Origin of the sequence: Actinokineospora spheciospongiae (genome assembly GCF_000564855.1) — a bacterium.
Classification (GTDB): Bacteria; Actinomycetota; Actinomycetes; order Mycobacteriales; family Pseudonocardiaceae; genus Actinokineospora; species Actinokineospora spheciospongiae.
Window position 1 is genome coordinate 1 of sequence record NZ_AYXG01000028.1, and the last position, 14,151, is coordinate 14,151.

Sequence of the window (14,151 nt, forward strand, 5' to 3'; positions counted from 1 at the left end):
GTTCCAGGTGGCTGGCCGCCGGGCGGCGGTCGTGGGGGTGGTCGGCGGCTGCGCCGCTGAGCGTTCGGTGAGCCGGCCGCCGGGCGGCGGCTGCAGGGGTGCTCGGCGGCTGCGCCGCTGAGCGTTCGGTGAGCCGGCCGCCGGGCGGCGGTCGCGGGGGTGGTCGGCGGCTGCGCCGCTGAGCGTTTGGGTGAGCGGGCCGCCAAGCGGCGGTTGTGGGGGTGCTCGGCGGCTGCGCGTGGTGGGGTTCGGTGTGGTGGGGCGCCGAGGGGGCGGTGGGCGGGGTGGTTGCTCGCTGCGCCGGTCGGGTGGCTGGTGGCCGGGTCGATCTCCGGGCGGGGCGCCCTCGGGGGTGCGGGGTGGTGGGCGGTTCGCCGGTGCCGACCGGCGGCCGGGGTCGGGTGCCCGGGTCAGCCTGCGGATTGGGCGCCCGACTGGGCGTCGGTGGGGACCGGGCGGGGTGGGATGGGGTCGCAGGGGACGGCCGCCCAGACGGTCTTGCCCTCGTGGGCGGGGGTCGCACCCCAGGCCAGGGAGAGGCTTTCCACCAGGAACATGCCCCGGCCGGTCACCGCCTCGATGTCCTTGGGCATGACCACCGGGAGCACCGGGCTGTGGTCGTCGACCTCCACCCGCAGGACGTCCGGTTGGGCTGTGCGGCCGACCCGGACACCCCGGACACCGCCGCCGTGTTCTCGGGCGTTGGCGAGGAATTCGCCGCACACCAGGTGCAGTACGTCGAGCCGATCGGGGCCGAGGTCCGCCAACCGCCGGGTCAACTCGCGCCGCAGGTCCGAGGCCGGGGGCACTCCGGGTGCCTCCACCCCCAGGACGACCTCCGCCATCGCCGGTCCCCCGTCGGCCCCTGGCTCGTCCGGGCCGTCCACCACCGTGCCACCTCCATCCGCGCCCGGCATCCGCACGTGCGCTCGCAGCCTGAGTACCCCGGTGGTGGGCGGGTGTCACGCCCCACACCGCGAAATCGCTTTCACGTCACCCCGGGGGGGCGCGGGGGACGCGCGGGACGGGGGCGCGTGAGTTCCCACGATCGGGGGTACTTGACGGGCATGACTTCCGACCACCGGGATCGTCGCCCCTCGCACGACGACCTCACCGCCGGGTTGCGCGGATACCTGCAACTCGTCGCCGACCTCGTCGGGGCCGACCACCGCGCGGGCACCACAGACGTCGGCTCGGTGGCCGCCGCGCTGCTCCCGCTGCCGCACCGGCTGAGCTGGTTCCCCGAGCGGGCGCTGGCGCTGGGCTGGGACGAGGAGCACGGGTGGGCCGCCCAGCTCGCGGGTGCGGACGGCGTCGACCAGCTTCCGGTGTCCTACCTCGGGGTGGACGCGCTCCCCACGCCCAGGGTGGTCGCCTGGTTCCTCAAGGACCTGCTCGCCGGGGGCGACCCCGGGTCGCCGTTCCCGCCCGCGATGCGCGACCGCGGCGAGCGCGACGACTTCGAGGAGCGCCTCAGCGCCTACGCCACCCACTCGGACCACTGAGGCAGGCCACCGGCGGCCAGACCGGCGAAGCCCCACCCGGACCGGCACCGAGCACCGGACGCGGCGGGTACCGAGGTGGTGCGCACGGGCGCAGCGGGTATAAGGACGACATGAGGCTCGGTGTCATCGATGTCGGCTCCAACGCCGCCCAGTTGCTCGTGGTGGACGCGCGGCCGGGTTCGGCGCCGCTGGCGTCGTACGCGTTCAAGCGGCCCACGGTGCTCGGCACGGAGATCGGCCGGGACGGCACGATGTCGACCGAGGGCGTGCGCCGGGTGGTGCGGGCGACCACCGCGGTGGTCGCCAGGGCGCGGTCGCTCGACGTCGCCGAGCTGTACGTCTTCGCCACCTCGGCGGTGCGCGACGCGGCCAACCGGGACGTGATCGTGCGGGCCGTGGAGACCGCGACCGGGTTGCGGCCGCAGTTCCTCTCCGGTGAGGACGAGGCCCGGTTGACCTACCACGCCGCGCACCGCTGGTACGGCTGGTCGGCGGGCAGGCTGCTGCTGCTCGACATCGGCGGCGGCTCGATGGAGATCGTCCTGGGCCGCGACGCCGAGCCGGAGCTGGCCATGTCGCTGCCGCTGGGGGCGGGTCGGATGACCCGCCGGTTCCTGACCGAGGACCCGCCCACCGAGCGGCAGCTCCGCAAGCTGACCCGGCACGTCCGCGAGGGCCTGCGCGAGGCGGTGGAGCGGCTGCGCTGGGAGGGCGCGTTCGACCGGGCGATCGCCACCTCCAAGACGTTCAAGCAGCTCGCGCGGCTGGCCGGGGCGCCGCCGCAGAGCGCCGGGCCGTTCGCCAAGCGCGCGCTGGGCGTCGCCGACCTCGACCACTGGCTGCCGGAGCTGGCCGCGATGACCACCGCGCAGCGGGCCGCGCTGCGCGGGGTGTCGCCCGCGCGGGCCGGGCAGGTCGTGGCCGGGGCCGTGGTCGCCAGGACGACCATGACCGCGCTGGGCGTGAGCACCGTGGACATCTGCCCGTGGGCGCTGCGCGAGGGGATCATGCTGCACCAGTTGCAGACCGCCCTGTCCCCCACCGACCCGATGGCGCTGCGCACCGTCCGCCCGATGGCCGACGGCGAGACCTGGCAGCGGACCTAGGCGGTCGTGCCGAGGACGTCCTCGAGGGCGTCGGCGACGGTGAGGGTGGAGTCGAGCATCGTCAGCGCGAGTGCACGGCGGGCCGGGCCGGTGGCGACCACGGTGAACGGGAGCGCGGCCTCCTCGGCCTCGTTGCGGGCCACGACCAGCGCCGAGAGCCCCGCCGAGCCGAGGAAGCCCACCCCGCTGAGGTTGGCGACCACGCCCTCGGCGGCGGGGGCCTTCGTGGCCTCGGTCAGCGCTTCGGACAGTTGCGCCACGGTGGCCAGGTCGACGTCGCCCACGGCGTGCACGACCACCGTCGGGCCGATCTGCTCGCGGTGCACGGTCAACAGCGGGCTCGTCACCGGTTGGGGTCCTCTCACGCACTGGTCCCGGTGCTTTCCGCACCGCGTGGGACCGGGCTACCCGTATCCGGCCCCGGCAAACCCCGGGCGCGGAACCGGTGTCCATAACCCGGCGCTATGACCCGTTGGGATGGGTGCGGGCCGGTGCGATCGGGGATGCTCTGAGGACCCTGCACCACTCGACGGAGTTCCCCGGCAGCCGCCGAGGGCTCCGGGCGCCGGACCCGCCCCCGTGGGTGGTCCCGGTTCAGGGCCGGACACGCGCCCACGCCCTGCGTGTCCGGCCCGGCCGGGTGCTCCGGCCGGTCAGACCCCCGCGTCGGCCCACAGCGGGGTCCACGGGTCCAGCTCGACGTAGCGGCGCAGCTCGGCGAAGCCGCTGATCCAGCCCATCCAGCCCGCCCAGGGCATGTCCTGGGGGTCGAACCCGCTCTGGGAGAACGTCAGCCGGGTCTTGCCGCCGGACTCCGCCAGCTCCCAGGTGGACTGCCCGAGCCCGGCGCCGAAGTCCACGGTGATCCTGCGGTCCGGCTCCAGCTCGGTGATCGTCGCCGGGTTCGGGTTGTGCTCGAAGCCGCCCATGGCCCACCGGCCGCCGACGCGCGGTTCCAGCTCCATCGGGGCGTTGAACCACTCCACGAACTCCGCCGGGTCCATCAGCGCCCGGTAGACCTTCTCCGGGGCGGCGTCGATCAGGTACTCCGCGCGCAGGTCGGTGGCGGTGAAGTCGGGCAGCGGGCCCAGCTCGCGGCCTGCCAGGTGGTCGGCGAGGTTGGCCAGGGCCAGCGCCCAGAAGGTGCCGGTGAGCCCGATCGTGCCGCCGTCGCCGCCCGCGACGGCGCCCCAGCCGGGGAACTCGGTCTGGGTCAGCGACAGCAGGGTCTCGTCGCCCTCGGGCTTGAGGGCCAGCTCCACGGTGGTCTCGGTGCCCTCGATGGTCCAGGCGAAGCGGACGGTGGTGGCGTCCACGGTCAGCGGGCGCTGGGCGGGTTCGGCGCCCGCGACGGTGTGCCTGCCCCAGAACGCGTAGGTGTCGGGGAGGGCGACCTCGGCGTGCTCGGCGAACCAGGTGCGCAGCTCGGCCGGGTCGGTCAGCGCGGTGTGCACCCGCTCGACCGGGGCGGGCAGGCGCAGGGTGAAGGCCAGGGTCTCAGTCATCGGGGGTTTCCTTCGGGTAGCAGGCCACGACCAGGGAGAAGGCGTCGCCCTCCGCCCCGCCGTGGCGGGTGAACAGCTCTTGCAGGGTGGTGCGCAGGTCGGCGAGGAACTCCGCGCGGTGTTCCGGGGCGACGCGGATCTCGCCCGCGACGCCGACCGAGGGCAGCTCCGGGCGGGACCGGTCGAGGGCGGCGATGTCGACCTGGACCTGCTCGACCAGGTCGAGCAGGTGCCCCAGGTTCAGCTCGTCGCGCTCGCGGCGGGTGCCGATGCGCCCCACCAGGGCGGGCGAGAGCCAGTAGGACCGCGCCGTCGCCTGGAAGACGCCCTCGGTGACCCCGCGCACCCGCCGGTCGGAGACCTGGGTCACGACCCCGGCCTCGACCAGCTTCTTCACGTGGTAGTGGACCCGCTGCGGCGTCTGCCCGAGGGCGGCGGCCACCTCGGTGCACGACCGGGGTTCGGCGAGCTGCCGGAGCACGTCCACGCGCGCCGGTTTGAGCAGGGTCTCCGCCTGCTCGAGCTGGTCGAGGTACAGGATGTCTCTCATCGCAAAAATGATTTTGTACGTTCAAAAAGATTTTGTCAATAGCCGTGACCAGCACTGATGCACACCGGCTGTTCAGGACCGGGTCGCTCGCGGGCCGCCGGGTTGTGGCAGGATCAGACCGCGTGACCACGCTTCGGATCGCCGTGCCCAACAAGGGATCGCTCAGCGTCCCCTCGGAACAGCTCCTCACCGCCGCCGGCTACCGGGTGCATCGGTCCAACCGCGAGCTGATGATCGACGACACCCGCAACGACGTGCAGTTCTTCTTCCTGCGCCCGCGCGACATCGCCGTCTACGTCGGCTCCGGGACGCTGGACGCGGGCATCAGCGGGCGCGACCTGCTCATCGACGCCGACACCGGCGCGCTGGAGATCATGCCGCTGGGCTACTCCGCCTCCACCTTCCGCTTCGCCGCCCGCCCCGGCACCCTGACCGCGCTCGCCGACCTCGACGGCAGGCGGGTGGCCACCAGCTACCCGACGCTGGTGGAGAAGTACCTGGCCGAGCACGGGATCTCGGTGCGGCTGGTCAAGTTGGACGGCGCGGTGGAGACCTCCGTGCAGCTCGGCATCGCCGACGCGGTGGCCGACGTGGTGGAGACCGGCACCAGCCTGCGCAACTCCGGCCTGGTCGTGTTCGGCGACCCGATCCTGGAGTCCGAGGCGGTGCTGATCCAGCGCCCCGAACTGGAGGAGGACGCGCTGGCCTCCTTCGAGCGGCTGCGGCGCAGGCTCAAGGGCGTGCTGATCGCCCGCCAGTACGTCATGGTCGACTACGACTGCCCGGTCGAGGCCCAGGCGGCGGCATGCGCGCTGACCCCGGGCATCGAGGCGCCGACGGTCTCCCCGCTGGCCCGCGAGGGCTGGGTGGCGGTCCGCTCGCTGGTGCGGCGCGACCGCGCGCCGTTCGTCATGGACGAGCTGTGGGAGGTCGGGGCGCGGGCGATCCTGGTGACCCCGCTGGAGTCCAGCCGCATCTGATGCCCCGATACGGCCCGCACCCGAGCCAGTTCCTGGAGCTGAGCACCCCGGTCGGGCCGTCGCGCGGCACCGTCCTGCTGCTGCACGGTGGTTTCTGGCGCGCTCGGCACGGGCTGGAGCTGATGCGCCCGCTGGTGCCGTCGCTGCTCGCGGCGGGCTTCACCGTGGCCAACGCCGAGTACCGGCGGGTGGGCGCGGGCGGCGGCTGGCCCGCCACCGCCGACGACGTGGTGGCCGCCCGCGCGGCGCTGGGCACCGACGTGATCGCCGTCGGCCACTCGGCGGGGGCGCAGCTGGCGGTCTGCCTGGCTCGGCGCGGCGGGGTGCGCGCGGTGGTGTCGCTGGCCGGGGTGCTCGACGTGGTGGCCGCCGCGCGGGACGGCCTCGGCGAAGGCGCGGCGGCGGCGTTCCTCGGCGGCCTCCCGGACGAGGTGCCCGAGGTCTACGCCGCCGCCTCGCCGATGGCGCTGACCCCGGTCGGCGTGCCGGTGACCTGCCTGCACGCCCCGGCCGACCAGCGCGTCCCGTTCGCGCAGAGCGCCGCCTTCACCGACGCCACCGGCGACCGGCTGGTGACCGTGGCGGGCGACCACTTCACCCCGATCGACCCCGGGTCCGCCGCCTGGGCCTCGGCCCTGGCGGAGGTCAGCGCACTGGCAGGTCCCAGGCCATCGTGACGGTCGTGCCGTCGGCGCGGTGGGTGGTGACCCAGCGGTGCGCGAGCTGCGAGATCAGCGGCATCCCCCGCCCGCGGGTCGTGTCGGTGGGGTCCGGCGGCTTCCAGGTCCCGTGGTCGGTGACGGTGAGCACCAACCGGCCCGGCCGGTGCTCGGCGAGCACGTCGAGGACGCCGTCGGCGGTGTCGCGGTAGCCGTGCTCCACCGAGTTGGCCATGGCCTCGTAGCCTGCCAGCACGATGTCCTCGGTCAGCACCGGCGGCGCGCCCCGCTCGGTCGCCCACGCGGCCAGCTCGCCGCGCAGCGGGACGAGGGTGTGGGCCCGGGCGGCGACGCTGCGGTGCAGCCGGGCCAGCGGATCGGCGTGGTGCACGTGGATGAGGGCGATGTCGTCGTCGTGGGTGCCGCCGGTGAGGTCGGCGATGAGCCGGTCGCAGGCCTCGGCGGTGTCCGCGGCGGCGCGCACGCCCGGCAGCCGGGCCAGCAGCGACTCCATCCCGGAGACCAGGTCGCGGGAGCCGCGGGTCTCGACCAGCCCGTCGGTGTAGAGGAACAGGTCGGCGCCGGGCGGGAAGGCGGTGGTGCGGGCGGTGAACTCGCGGCCCACACCCAGCGGCTGGGCCATCGCCTCGCCGATCTGCTCCAGCCGCCCGTCCGGGTGCACCAGCACGGCGGGCAGGTGGCCCGCGTTGGCGTGGACGAGGTCGTCGGTCACCGGGTCGTGCACGGCGTAGAAGCAGGTGATGAAGCTGGGTTCGACGAGCTGGGAGACGTTGCGCAGCAGCTCGGCGGGCGGCAGCTCCAGCAGCGCGTACGAGCGCACCGCGGTCCGCACCTGCCCCATGACCGTGGCCGCGGTGACCCCGTGGCCCACCACGTCGCCGATGACGAAGGCGGTGGCGCCCGAGGGCAGCGGCAGCACGTCGAACCAGTCGCCGCCGACCTTGTCCCCGGTGGCCGCGGGCAGGTACCGGGTCACCACGTCCAGGCCGGGGACCTCCGCGGCCGCGGGCAGCATCCGCCGCGACAGCTCCCGGGCCAGGTTGGCCTCCCGGTCGTAGAGCCGGGCGTTGTCCAGGGCGATCGCGGCGTACCCGGCGATGCCCTCGGCCACGTAGGCGTGCCGCTCGGTGAACCGGCCGGTCTCGGGGTGGGCGAAGAAGAACCCGCCGAGGACCTTCCCGGTGGTCGGGCTGATCGCCGACACCGCCAGGTAGCTGCGCACCGGCAGGTGCCCGGCGGGCATCCCCCGGTAGGGCTCGTTGTGGCCGAAGCGCGGGTCGGCGGTGATGTCGTCGCTGCGGACCGTGCCCATGCCGTCGAACGTGGGCCCGAAGACCTGGGTGTTGCGCGGCATGGGGAAGCGGGAGAACGCCTCCCTGGGCACGCCGGAGAGCGTGTAGAGGGTGTAGGACTCGCCGAACTCGTTGATCAGGTTGTAGAAGAACGCGCCGAACGCGGCCCCGGTGGCGGTGGTCGCGGCGTCGGTGGCGTCCTGCACCAGCACGTCGATGTCGAGCTGCGCGGTCAGCCGCCGCCCCACCGAGTGCAGCGCGTCGAGCACCGCCGCCTCCGCCCGCAGCGCGCGCACCACCTCGACCAGGTCGGCGGTCGCGGCGGCGACGGCGGCGGCCACGAACCGGTGCTGCTCACCGACCGGGTCCACGGTGGACAGCAGGACGGCGTGGTCCCCGTCGGCGACCAGGACCGCGCCGGTCACCGGCTCACCGCCGGTCAGCCGCGCCAGCGCCGCCTCCCCCGGCACCCGCACCAGCGGTCCGGCGGTGGCGTCCTCGAGCACCAGCGCCGGGTCCAGCGCGCGTTCCCGGACCGGCACCGGCGCGCCGTCGGGCCCGGCGAACCCGGCCCGCACGGCGGCGACCAGCTCGGCGAACCCCGGACCGGTCGAGGTCATCACCGGCCCGCCACGGCGGCGTCGAGGGTGGGGTAGATGTCGAGTTCGTCGGTCAGCCGGGTGATCTGCAACGGCCGCAGCACCACCCGGCCCTCGGCCACCACGCGCATCCCCGGCTGCTCCCGGTGCGTGCGCACCAGCACCGACATGCCCGCGGAGGCGAGGAAGTCGACCTCGGTGAGGTCGACCACCAGCACCCGGTCGCCGTGGCGCACCGCCCGCTCCACGAGCTGCTGCAGCTTCGGCGCCAGCGCCAGGTCGAGCGCGCCGGTCACCCGCAGCACGGTCGGCCCGTCGGTGGTGATCAGCTCCACGGAACCCGCGGCGCTGGTCGCCTTGCCCACGTCGTCCCCCTGGCCCGTGTCGTCGTCCATGGGTCACATCCTGCCGCCCCCGCGCCCCGCTGTCGCCGCTCGGGGGGCTGACCAGCGCCGACGGCCCGCCGCGACGGGCCGTCGGCGCTGCTCGCGCGCCGGGTCAGTCGCGCGGGGCCAGTTCGGTGCCGTCGGCGCCGGTCACCACGATGGCCGCCGCCGGGCAGGAGTCCGCCACGTCGAGCAGCCCCTCGTCCGGCTCCACCGGGTCCGCCAGCACCCTGGCGTGCGCGCCGTCGAGGGCGAACACGTCCGGGCGGGCACCCGCGCACATGCCCGAGCCGAGGCAGGCCTTGCCGTCGACCGCGATCGTCCAGCTCATGCTCACCAGTCCACCATCATCCGGCGCGGGCCGCGCACCAGCATCTGCGTCTTCCACTCCGGCTCCGCCGCCTCGCGCAGCCCGGGCAGCCGGACGGCCAGCACCAGCAGCGCCTCCTGCAGCTCCAGGCGGGCCAGCGGTGCGCCGAGGCAGTGGTGCACGCCGTGCCCGAAGCCCAGGTGCGAGGTCTCGGTCCGGTCGAACTTCAGCTCGTCGGGGTCGGGGAACCTGTCGCCGTCGTGGTTGGCCGAACCCACCGACACCAGGACCGGCTCCCCCGCCCGCACCAGCACCCCGCCGACCTCGACGTCCTCGGTGGCGTAGCGGGAGAAGGCCGCACCGGCCCCGAGCGGGACGAAGCGCAGCAGCTCCTCGACGACCTCCGGCGCCCTGGCGGGCTCGGCCACCAGTTCGGCGAACCGCTCCGGGTGCGACAGCAGGACGTGGACGAAGTTCGGGATCTGCGTCGCGGTCGTCTCGTGCCCGGCGACGAGCACCCCGACGCACAGGTCGACCAGCTCCAGCTCGGTCAGCCGGTCCACGTTGTCGGCGCGGGCGGCGATCAGCGCCGACATCAGGTCGTCGCGCGGCTCGGCCCGGCGCTGCTCCACCAGCTCGCCCATGTAGGCGCGCAGCTCCGCGTGGTTCTGACCGAACTCCTGCTCGGTCAGCGAGGAGGTCGACAGCAGCGCGTCGCTCCACACCCGGAACCGGTCTCGGTCCTCCGCGGGCACCCCGAGCAGCTCGCAGATGACCTGGACCGGCAGCGGCAGCGCGAACGAGTCGACCAGGTCCACCGGTCCACCCGCGGCGACCATGTCGTCGACGAGCCTGCCCGCGATCTCCCGCACCCAGGGCCGCAGCTTCTCGACCCGCCGCACGGTGAAGGCGCTGGCCACCAGCACCCGCAGCCGGGTGTGGTCGGGCGGGTCCATGGCCAGGATGCCCCCGGGCCGCCGGTAGGGCTGGCTGCGCGGCTCGTCGTGCGCGGCCGCCGCGGCCCGGCTGAACCGCCGGTCACCGAGCACCAGCCGGACGTCCTCGTACCGGGTGGCCAGCCAGGCGGGCTCGCCGAAGGGCAGCCGCACCTTGATCATGCCGGGCGCCTCGCGCGCCTCGCGGTAGCGCGGGGACAGCTCCAGCCCCTCGGGCTTGTTGAACGGGTAGGTCTCGACGCGTTCGTCCGCGGTGGTCAATTCGGGGTCCCCTCGACGATGACGGGTATGGCGTAAGCACCCGCTGACAACGTACGTCCGCCGGAGCGCACCGTCAACGCGCGAGCGCGGACAGTGATGCCGCCGGGCGTGCCCTGCCGGGGCGGGTGAGCTGGGGCGATGCGCCCCCCGGTCCACAGAGGAGGTCAGCGGGCACTTCCGGGGGCGATCCGGACGGCGGGGGGCGAACCGGTCGGATCGCCCCGGGAGGTGCCGGGTCGGCGGGTGCGGGCGGTCAGCCGTCGGTGAGCAGGCGGGTGACCGCGTCCAGGACCACCGGGGTGACCTCGGCGGGGTCGGTCTTGGCCACCGGCCCGTCCAGGCGGATCTGGCGCACCAGGGCGATCCCCAGGAGCCAGGCGCAGACCAGTTCCGCGCGCAGGTCGGCGGACGGGTCGTCGGTGAGGCTGCGCAGGGCGGCGCGCAGGGGCGCGGCCACCTCGCGGTCCAGCGCCTCCGCCGCACCCCCGTCCTGGGGGCCGCTGAGGGCCATCAGCAGGAGGTTGGCCCCCGGGCCGCCCGGTTCCCCGGCGAAGATCTCCCCGACCAGGCGGGTGAGCAGCTCCTCCGGCGGGGTGGTGGCGACGATCTCGCGCCCCGGGGCGGTGAGGACGGCGCCGAGCAGTTCCTCCTTGGAGCCGAAGTAGCGGAACACCAGCGCCTGGTTGACCTCGGCGAGCGCGGCGATGTCGCGCACCGAGGTGCGGTCGAAGCCTCGGGCGGTGAACAGCTCGGCCGCGGCGGCGAGCAGGGCCTGCCTGGTCGCCGCCGCGTCGCGCCTGCGGGTCCGGTCGCCCTCGGTCATCTCGTCCCCGTTCGTTCGGCGGCGTCGCGGCGGTGGGCGCGCGGCGGTGGGGCGCCAGGGAACCACACGGGCGGACCGGGGCAGGATGTCCGGGTGAAGTGGAACCGCGCCGTGCACCACGTCGAAGCCCTGGCGACCACCTGCGCCGACATGGCCGCCAAACCCGACTCGATCTTCCCGCTCAGGGTGACCGGCCTGTGGGTGGCCGGGGGCGTCCTCGGCCCCGCCCGCGACCTGGAGACCATCCTGGTCGCCCTCACCGTCGACCTGCCGGTGCCGGAGGTGCCCTGGCTGACCGAACCCGCGGGCTCGCGCCACTGGGGCAACGCGGTCCGCCTCCCCCAACTGCCCTTCCGCGTCTGCTGGCGCTCCGCGCACGCCCCCGTCTGGAACCACCTGATCGACCGCCCCGCCCGCGTCTGGTCCGCCGAGGACGGCACCGACCAGCACGTCCTCGACGCCCTCCGCGACGGCCGGGGTGCCGACATCCGCATGGAAGCGCCCGCGGACCTCCCGGCCCGCCTGGCCGCCGACCTGGCGATCAGCCACCAGGCCCTCACCACCCGCACCGCGGAGTACGCGGACCGCCGCTGGCGCCCCGGCAAGATCGAACCGGTGGCCGACGCCCTGTGGCAGGCGAGCACCGGCTACCTGGACCTGCTCGCTGTGACCAGCGCAACCGCCAACTGAGCGAAACTTTCTGGGCCGATCAGGTGTGAACCCGGACCGGAACGGTTACCCGCGCTCGTCACGACCAAGCCGAGGAGGCGACTGTGCTGGAGACCGACCCGAACCCGATCTACACCGAACTCAGCCGTGAGCAGGGTGTGAGCCCGGTCCCCGAGCAGCAGGACCCGCCAGCGGAGAAGATCAAACCCACCAAGAAGTAACCCGGGGCGATCCCCACCCCGGCCCCACCGCCCATTCCCCCACCCGCCAGGCCACCAGGGCACCAGCGGGCCTTCGGCGATCCCCGCTCCGCCGACCGGCCTCGGCCGACCAGGCGGCCCACCCTGTCGACCGAGCCGCCCAGCCCCACAAGCGGCCCAGCCTTACCGGCAGCGCAGGGTTACCGGCGGCGCAGGGTTACCGGCGGCGCAGGGTTACGGGCGGCGCAGCCTCACCCGGCGGCGCAGCCCCCACAAGCGGCGCAGCCCCTACAGGCGGACCCAGTCCTACGGGCGAGGCAACTCCATGGGTGGCGCAGCTCAACCCGGCGGCCCAGCCCCCACCGGCCAGGCCGCCCCTCTCCCCACACCACACCGACCAATCCCGCTATCAAGATACGAAATAGCGGATCGCCGGTTACCGCTTCTTGAACTCCGCCACCGCTCGGCGGACCGTCGGGTGCGTGAAGATGTCCGCCACCGGCAGCGGCAGCGGGATGCGCCAGTTCGGGTACTGGTCCACCGTGCCCGGCAGGTTCGGCTGCCGGGCCTCGCCGATCAGGTCGGCGGGCGCGGCGAACACCAGCGCGCACGGGGTCCTGGCGAGCAGGACGTGCAGGGCGTCCACCACCTCCTCGGCGGACGCGCCCGGTGCCACCAGCCCCTCCGATTCCAGCAGCCCCACGATCTCGGCCCGCTCGTCGGCCGCCCGCAGCTCCTCGGCCGCCGGGTCGGACAGCAGGCCCAGGTCGGCCCGCACCCGCACGTGGTCGCCGGTGAGGAAGCCCAGGGCCGTGGGCAGGTCGTGGGTGGACACGCTCGCCGCGGCCTGGGCGGGCCAGTCGGCGGGCGGCCGGGGCCTGCCGTCGACGTCCCGCTCGAACCAGGCCACCGAGCAGCTCAACACGCCGCGGGCGCGGAGGGTGTCGGTGACCTCGTCGGGGACCGTGCCCAGGTCCTCGCCGATGACCACCGCGCCCGCCCGGTGGGCCTCCAGCAGCAGGACGCCCAGCATCGCCTCCGCGTCGTAGTGCACGTAGGTGCCCCGGTCGGCGGTTTCGCCCGGCGGAATCCACCAGAGCCGCCAGAGGCCCGCCACGTGGTCGACCCGGATGCCGTCGCCGTGCCGGAGGACGGCCCGGATCATGTCGCGGAAGGGGAGGTAGCCCGCTTCGGCGAGGCGGTCCGGGCGGAACGGCGGCAGGACCCAGTCCTGGCCGAGCGGGCTGAACGCGTCCGGCGGGGCGCCCACGGTGACCGAGGTGGCGAGGACGTCGCGCAGCGACCAGGCGTCCGCGCCGCTGGGGGTGACGCCCACCGGGAGGTCGTGCACCACGCCCACCGCCATCCCCGACGCGGCGGCGTGCACCTGCTCCAGTTGCCGCGAGCACAGGCCCTGCACCCACACGTGGAAGGCCACCCTGGCGGACAGGCGGGCGCGCTCGGCGGCGACCTCGGCGGAGCCCGGCTCGCGCAGCGGTTCCGGCCACTCGCGCCAGTCCTCGCCGTGCTCCTCGGCCAGGGCGGCGAAGGTGGCGTAGTCGAGCAGGCCGGGGTCGGCCTCGACCGGGTCGGCGGGGGCGAACAGCAGTTCCAGCGCCGCCGACTTCGCCCGCCAGACCGCGTCGTGGTCGACCAGTTCCGGGTTGTCCGGGCGCAGGGCGCGGACCTGCTCCCGCACGTCGGCCGACGCGGCCCGGAACGCGTCGGTCTCGGTCACCGACAGGTGGATCGGGTTGAGGAAGCGCCTGCTCGACGGCGAGTACGGCGACCGCTGCACCGGGTGGACCAGGCTCGGCGCGGCGACCGGGCTGACCAGCACCGCCCCGGCGTCGCCCGCGGCCGCCGCGGCGACGAACGAGCGCAGGTCGGCGTAGTCGCCGACGCCCCACGAGTCGGGGGTGTGCAGGGCGTAGAGCTGGGTCATCCACCCCCAGGTGCGCGGTGCGGGCGGCAGCGCGGCGGGGGTGACCGCCAACGACGTCTCCCGCTCCCCCACCCGCAGCCGGTGCCAGCCCAGCGGCAGGTCCGCGGGCAGCACCCCGGACACGGGCACCTCGCCGCCGTCCTCCAGCAGCACGACGCCGGTGCCGACGTCCACCCGCACGCCTTGGCGCACCACGGTCGGCACGCCCGCGCCCGGCGCGACCGGCGGGTCGCCGGGGTCGACGCCGAGCTGGGCGAGGACGGCGACGACCACGTCCGGGTCGACCTCGACCTGTTCGCGGTCACCGTTCTCGTAGGAGACCGCGACGCCGTGCGCGGCGGCGAGGGCGGCCAGGGATTCGTCCACTGTGGACCCTTTCGGAGA

At 74.7% G+C, this 14,151-nt stretch carries 15 protein-coding genes; 5 read left to right on the forward strand and 10 right to left on the reverse strand.

Features of this window, described 5'->3' with window-relative positions; translation table 11 throughout:
- Positions 1-410: 410 nt before the first annotated feature.
- Positions 411-845, reverse strand: coding sequence for an ATP-binding protein (locus UO65_RS03560; protein ID WP_063935876.1), 435 nt, complete (start codon positions 843-845; stop codon positions 411-413).
- A 222-nt stretch (positions 846-1,067) separates the two neighbouring features.
- Between UO65_RS03560 and UO65_RS03565 the strand changes: the two genes are divergently transcribed.
- Together UO65_RS03565 and UO65_RS03570 are read left to right on the forward strand one after the other, a co-directional pair.
- On the forward strand, positions 1,068-1,505 hold the full coding sequence (locus UO65_RS03565; RefSeq protein WP_052020621.1) for a DUF6292 family protein: 438 nt from the start codon (positions 1,068-1,070) through the stop codon (positions 1,503-1,505).
- A 110-nt stretch (positions 1,506-1,615) separates the two neighbouring features.
- Positions 1,616-2,611 (forward strand): Ppx/GppA phosphatase family protein, encoded by a 996-nt coding sequence (locus UO65_RS03570; protein ID WP_035278690.1) that lies wholly within the window; start codon positions 1,616-1,618, stop codon positions 2,609-2,611.
- Here the strand turns inward: UO65_RS03570 and UO65_RS03575 are convergent.
- From UO65_RS03575 to UO65_RS03585, 3 genes are all read right to left on the reverse strand, one after another.
- Positions 2,608-2,958 carry an STAS domain-containing protein gene (locus tag UO65_RS03575; RefSeq protein ID WP_052020622.1) on the reverse strand — a complete coding sequence of 117 codons (351 nt, stop codon included), beginning with the start codon at positions 2,956-2,958 and terminating at the stop codon, positions 2,608-2,610. The genes UO65_RS03570 and UO65_RS03575 overlap by 4 nt on opposite strands.
- 306 nt (positions 2,959-3,264) lie before the next feature.
- Entirely contained in the window at positions 3,265-4,116 is an 852-nt protein-coding gene (locus UO65_RS03580; protein ID WP_035278691.1) for an SRPBCC family protein, read from the reverse strand.
- Positions 4,109-4,666 (reverse strand): ArsR/SmtB family transcription factor, encoded by a 558-nt coding sequence (locus UO65_RS03585; protein ID WP_035278692.1) that lies wholly within the window; start codon positions 4,664-4,666, stop codon positions 4,109-4,111. Before UO65_RS03585 ends, UO65_RS03580 begins: the two co-directional genes overlap by 8 nt.
- Positions 4,667-4,788: 122 nt before the next feature.
- Here UO65_RS03585 and hisG point away from each other — a divergent pair, with 122 nt between their 5' ends.
- Together hisG and UO65_RS03595 are read left to right on the forward strand one after the other, a co-directional pair.
- Entirely contained in the window at positions 4,789-5,646 is an 858-nt protein-coding gene (hisG, locus tag UO65_RS03590) for an ATP phosphoribosyltransferase (RefSeq protein ID WP_035278693.1), read from the forward strand.
- Entirely contained in the window at positions 5,646-6,323 is a 678-nt protein-coding gene (locus tag UO65_RS03595) for an alpha/beta hydrolase family protein (protein ID WP_035278694.1), read from the forward strand. Before hisG ends, UO65_RS03595 begins: the two co-directional genes overlap by 1 nt.
- Here UO65_RS03595 and UO65_RS03600 read toward each other — a convergent pair.
- The 5 genes from UO65_RS03600 to UO65_RS03620 all read right to left on the reverse strand — a co-directional run bounded on the left by UO65_RS03600 (position 6,292) and on the right by UO65_RS03620 (position 10,953).
- Positions 6,292-8,238, reverse strand: coding sequence for an ATP-binding SpoIIE family protein phosphatase (locus UO65_RS03600; protein WP_035278697.1), 1,947 nt, complete (start codon positions 8,236-8,238; stop codon positions 6,292-6,294). The two genes, UO65_RS03595 and UO65_RS03600, sit on opposite strands and share 32 nt — an antisense overlap.
- Positions 8,238-8,612, reverse strand: a complete 375-nt coding sequence (locus UO65_RS03605) for an STAS domain-containing protein (protein WP_035278699.1) — start codon at positions 8,610-8,612, stop codon at positions 8,238-8,240. Before UO65_RS03605 ends, UO65_RS03600 begins: the two co-directional genes overlap by 1 nt.
- Positions 8,613-8,715: 103 nt before the next feature.
- The gene (locus UO65_RS03610) at positions 8,716-8,934 is read right to left on the reverse strand and encodes a ferredoxin (RefSeq protein ID WP_200873296.1); all 219 of its coding nucleotides are present in this window, start codon (positions 8,932-8,934) and stop codon (positions 8,716-8,718) included.
- A 2-nt stretch (positions 8,935-8,936) separates the two neighbouring features.
- The gene (locus tag UO65_RS03615; RefSeq protein ID WP_035278701.1) at positions 8,937-10,130 is read right to left on the reverse strand and encodes a cytochrome P450; all 1,194 of its coding nucleotides are present in this window, start codon (positions 10,128-10,130) and stop codon (positions 8,937-8,939) included.
- A gap of 253 nt (positions 10,131-10,383) precedes the next feature.
- The gene (locus UO65_RS03620) at positions 10,384-10,953 is read right to left on the reverse strand and encodes a TetR/AcrR family transcriptional regulator (protein WP_035278703.1); all 570 of its coding nucleotides are present in this window, start codon (positions 10,951-10,953) and stop codon (positions 10,384-10,386) included.
- A gap of 93 nt (positions 10,954-11,046) precedes the next feature.
- Between UO65_RS03620 and UO65_RS03625 the strand changes: the two genes are divergently transcribed.
- On the forward strand, positions 11,047-11,643 hold the full coding sequence (locus UO65_RS03625; RefSeq protein ID WP_035278705.1) for a DUF7711 family protein: 597 nt from the start codon (positions 11,047-11,049) through the stop codon (positions 11,641-11,643).
- Positions 11,644-12,258: 615 nt separating this feature from the next.
- On the opposite strand, the gene malQ is transcribed toward UO65_RS03625, so the two are convergent.
- Positions 12,259-14,133 (reverse strand): 4-alpha-glucanotransferase, encoded by a 1,875-nt coding sequence (gene malQ, locus UO65_RS03630; RefSeq protein ID WP_035278707.1) that lies wholly within the window; start codon positions 14,131-14,133, stop codon positions 12,259-12,261.
- Positions 14,134-14,151 lie beyond the last annotated feature (18 nt).

Bases quoted from the DNA above. Each gene is read 5' to 3' on its own strand.
- UO65_RS03560 (WP_063935876.1), bottom strand. From the start codon at position 845: ATGGCGGAGGTCGTCCTGGGGGTGGAGGCACCCGGAGTGCCCCCGGCC.
- UO65_RS03565 (WP_052020621.1), top strand. From the start codon at position 1,068: ATGACTTCCGACCACCGGGATCGTCGCCCCTCGCACGACGACCTCACC.
- UO65_RS03570 (WP_035278690.1), top strand. From the start codon at position 1,616: ATGAGGCTCGGTGTCATCGATGTCGGCTCCAACGCCGCCCAGTTGCTC.
- UO65_RS03580 (WP_035278691.1), bottom strand. From the start codon at position 4,116: ATGACTGAGACCCTGGCCTTCACCCTGCGCCTGCCCGCCCCGGTCGAG.
- UO65_RS03585 (WP_035278692.1), bottom strand. From the start codon at position 4,666: ATGAGAGACATCCTGTACCTCGACCAGCTCGAGCAGGCGGAGACCCTG.
- UO65_RS03595 (WP_035278694.1), top strand. From the start codon at position 5,646: ATGCCCCGATACGGCCCGCACCCGAGCCAGTTCCTGGAGCTGAGCACC.
- UO65_RS03600 (WP_035278697.1), bottom strand. From the start codon at position 8,238: ATGACCTCGACCGGTCCGGGGTTCGCCGAGCTGGTCGCCGCCGTGCGG.
- UO65_RS03605 (WP_035278699.1), bottom strand. From the start codon at position 8,612: ATGGACGACGACACGGGCCAGGGGGACGACGTGGGCAAGGCGACCAGC.
- UO65_RS03610 (WP_200873296.1), bottom strand. From the start codon at position 8,934: ATGAGCTGGACGATCGCGGTCGACGGCAAGGCCTGCCTCGGCTCGGGC.
- UO65_RS03620 (WP_035278703.1), bottom strand. From the start codon at position 10,953: ATGACCGAGGGCGACCGGACCCGCAGGCGCGACGCGGCGGCGACCAGG.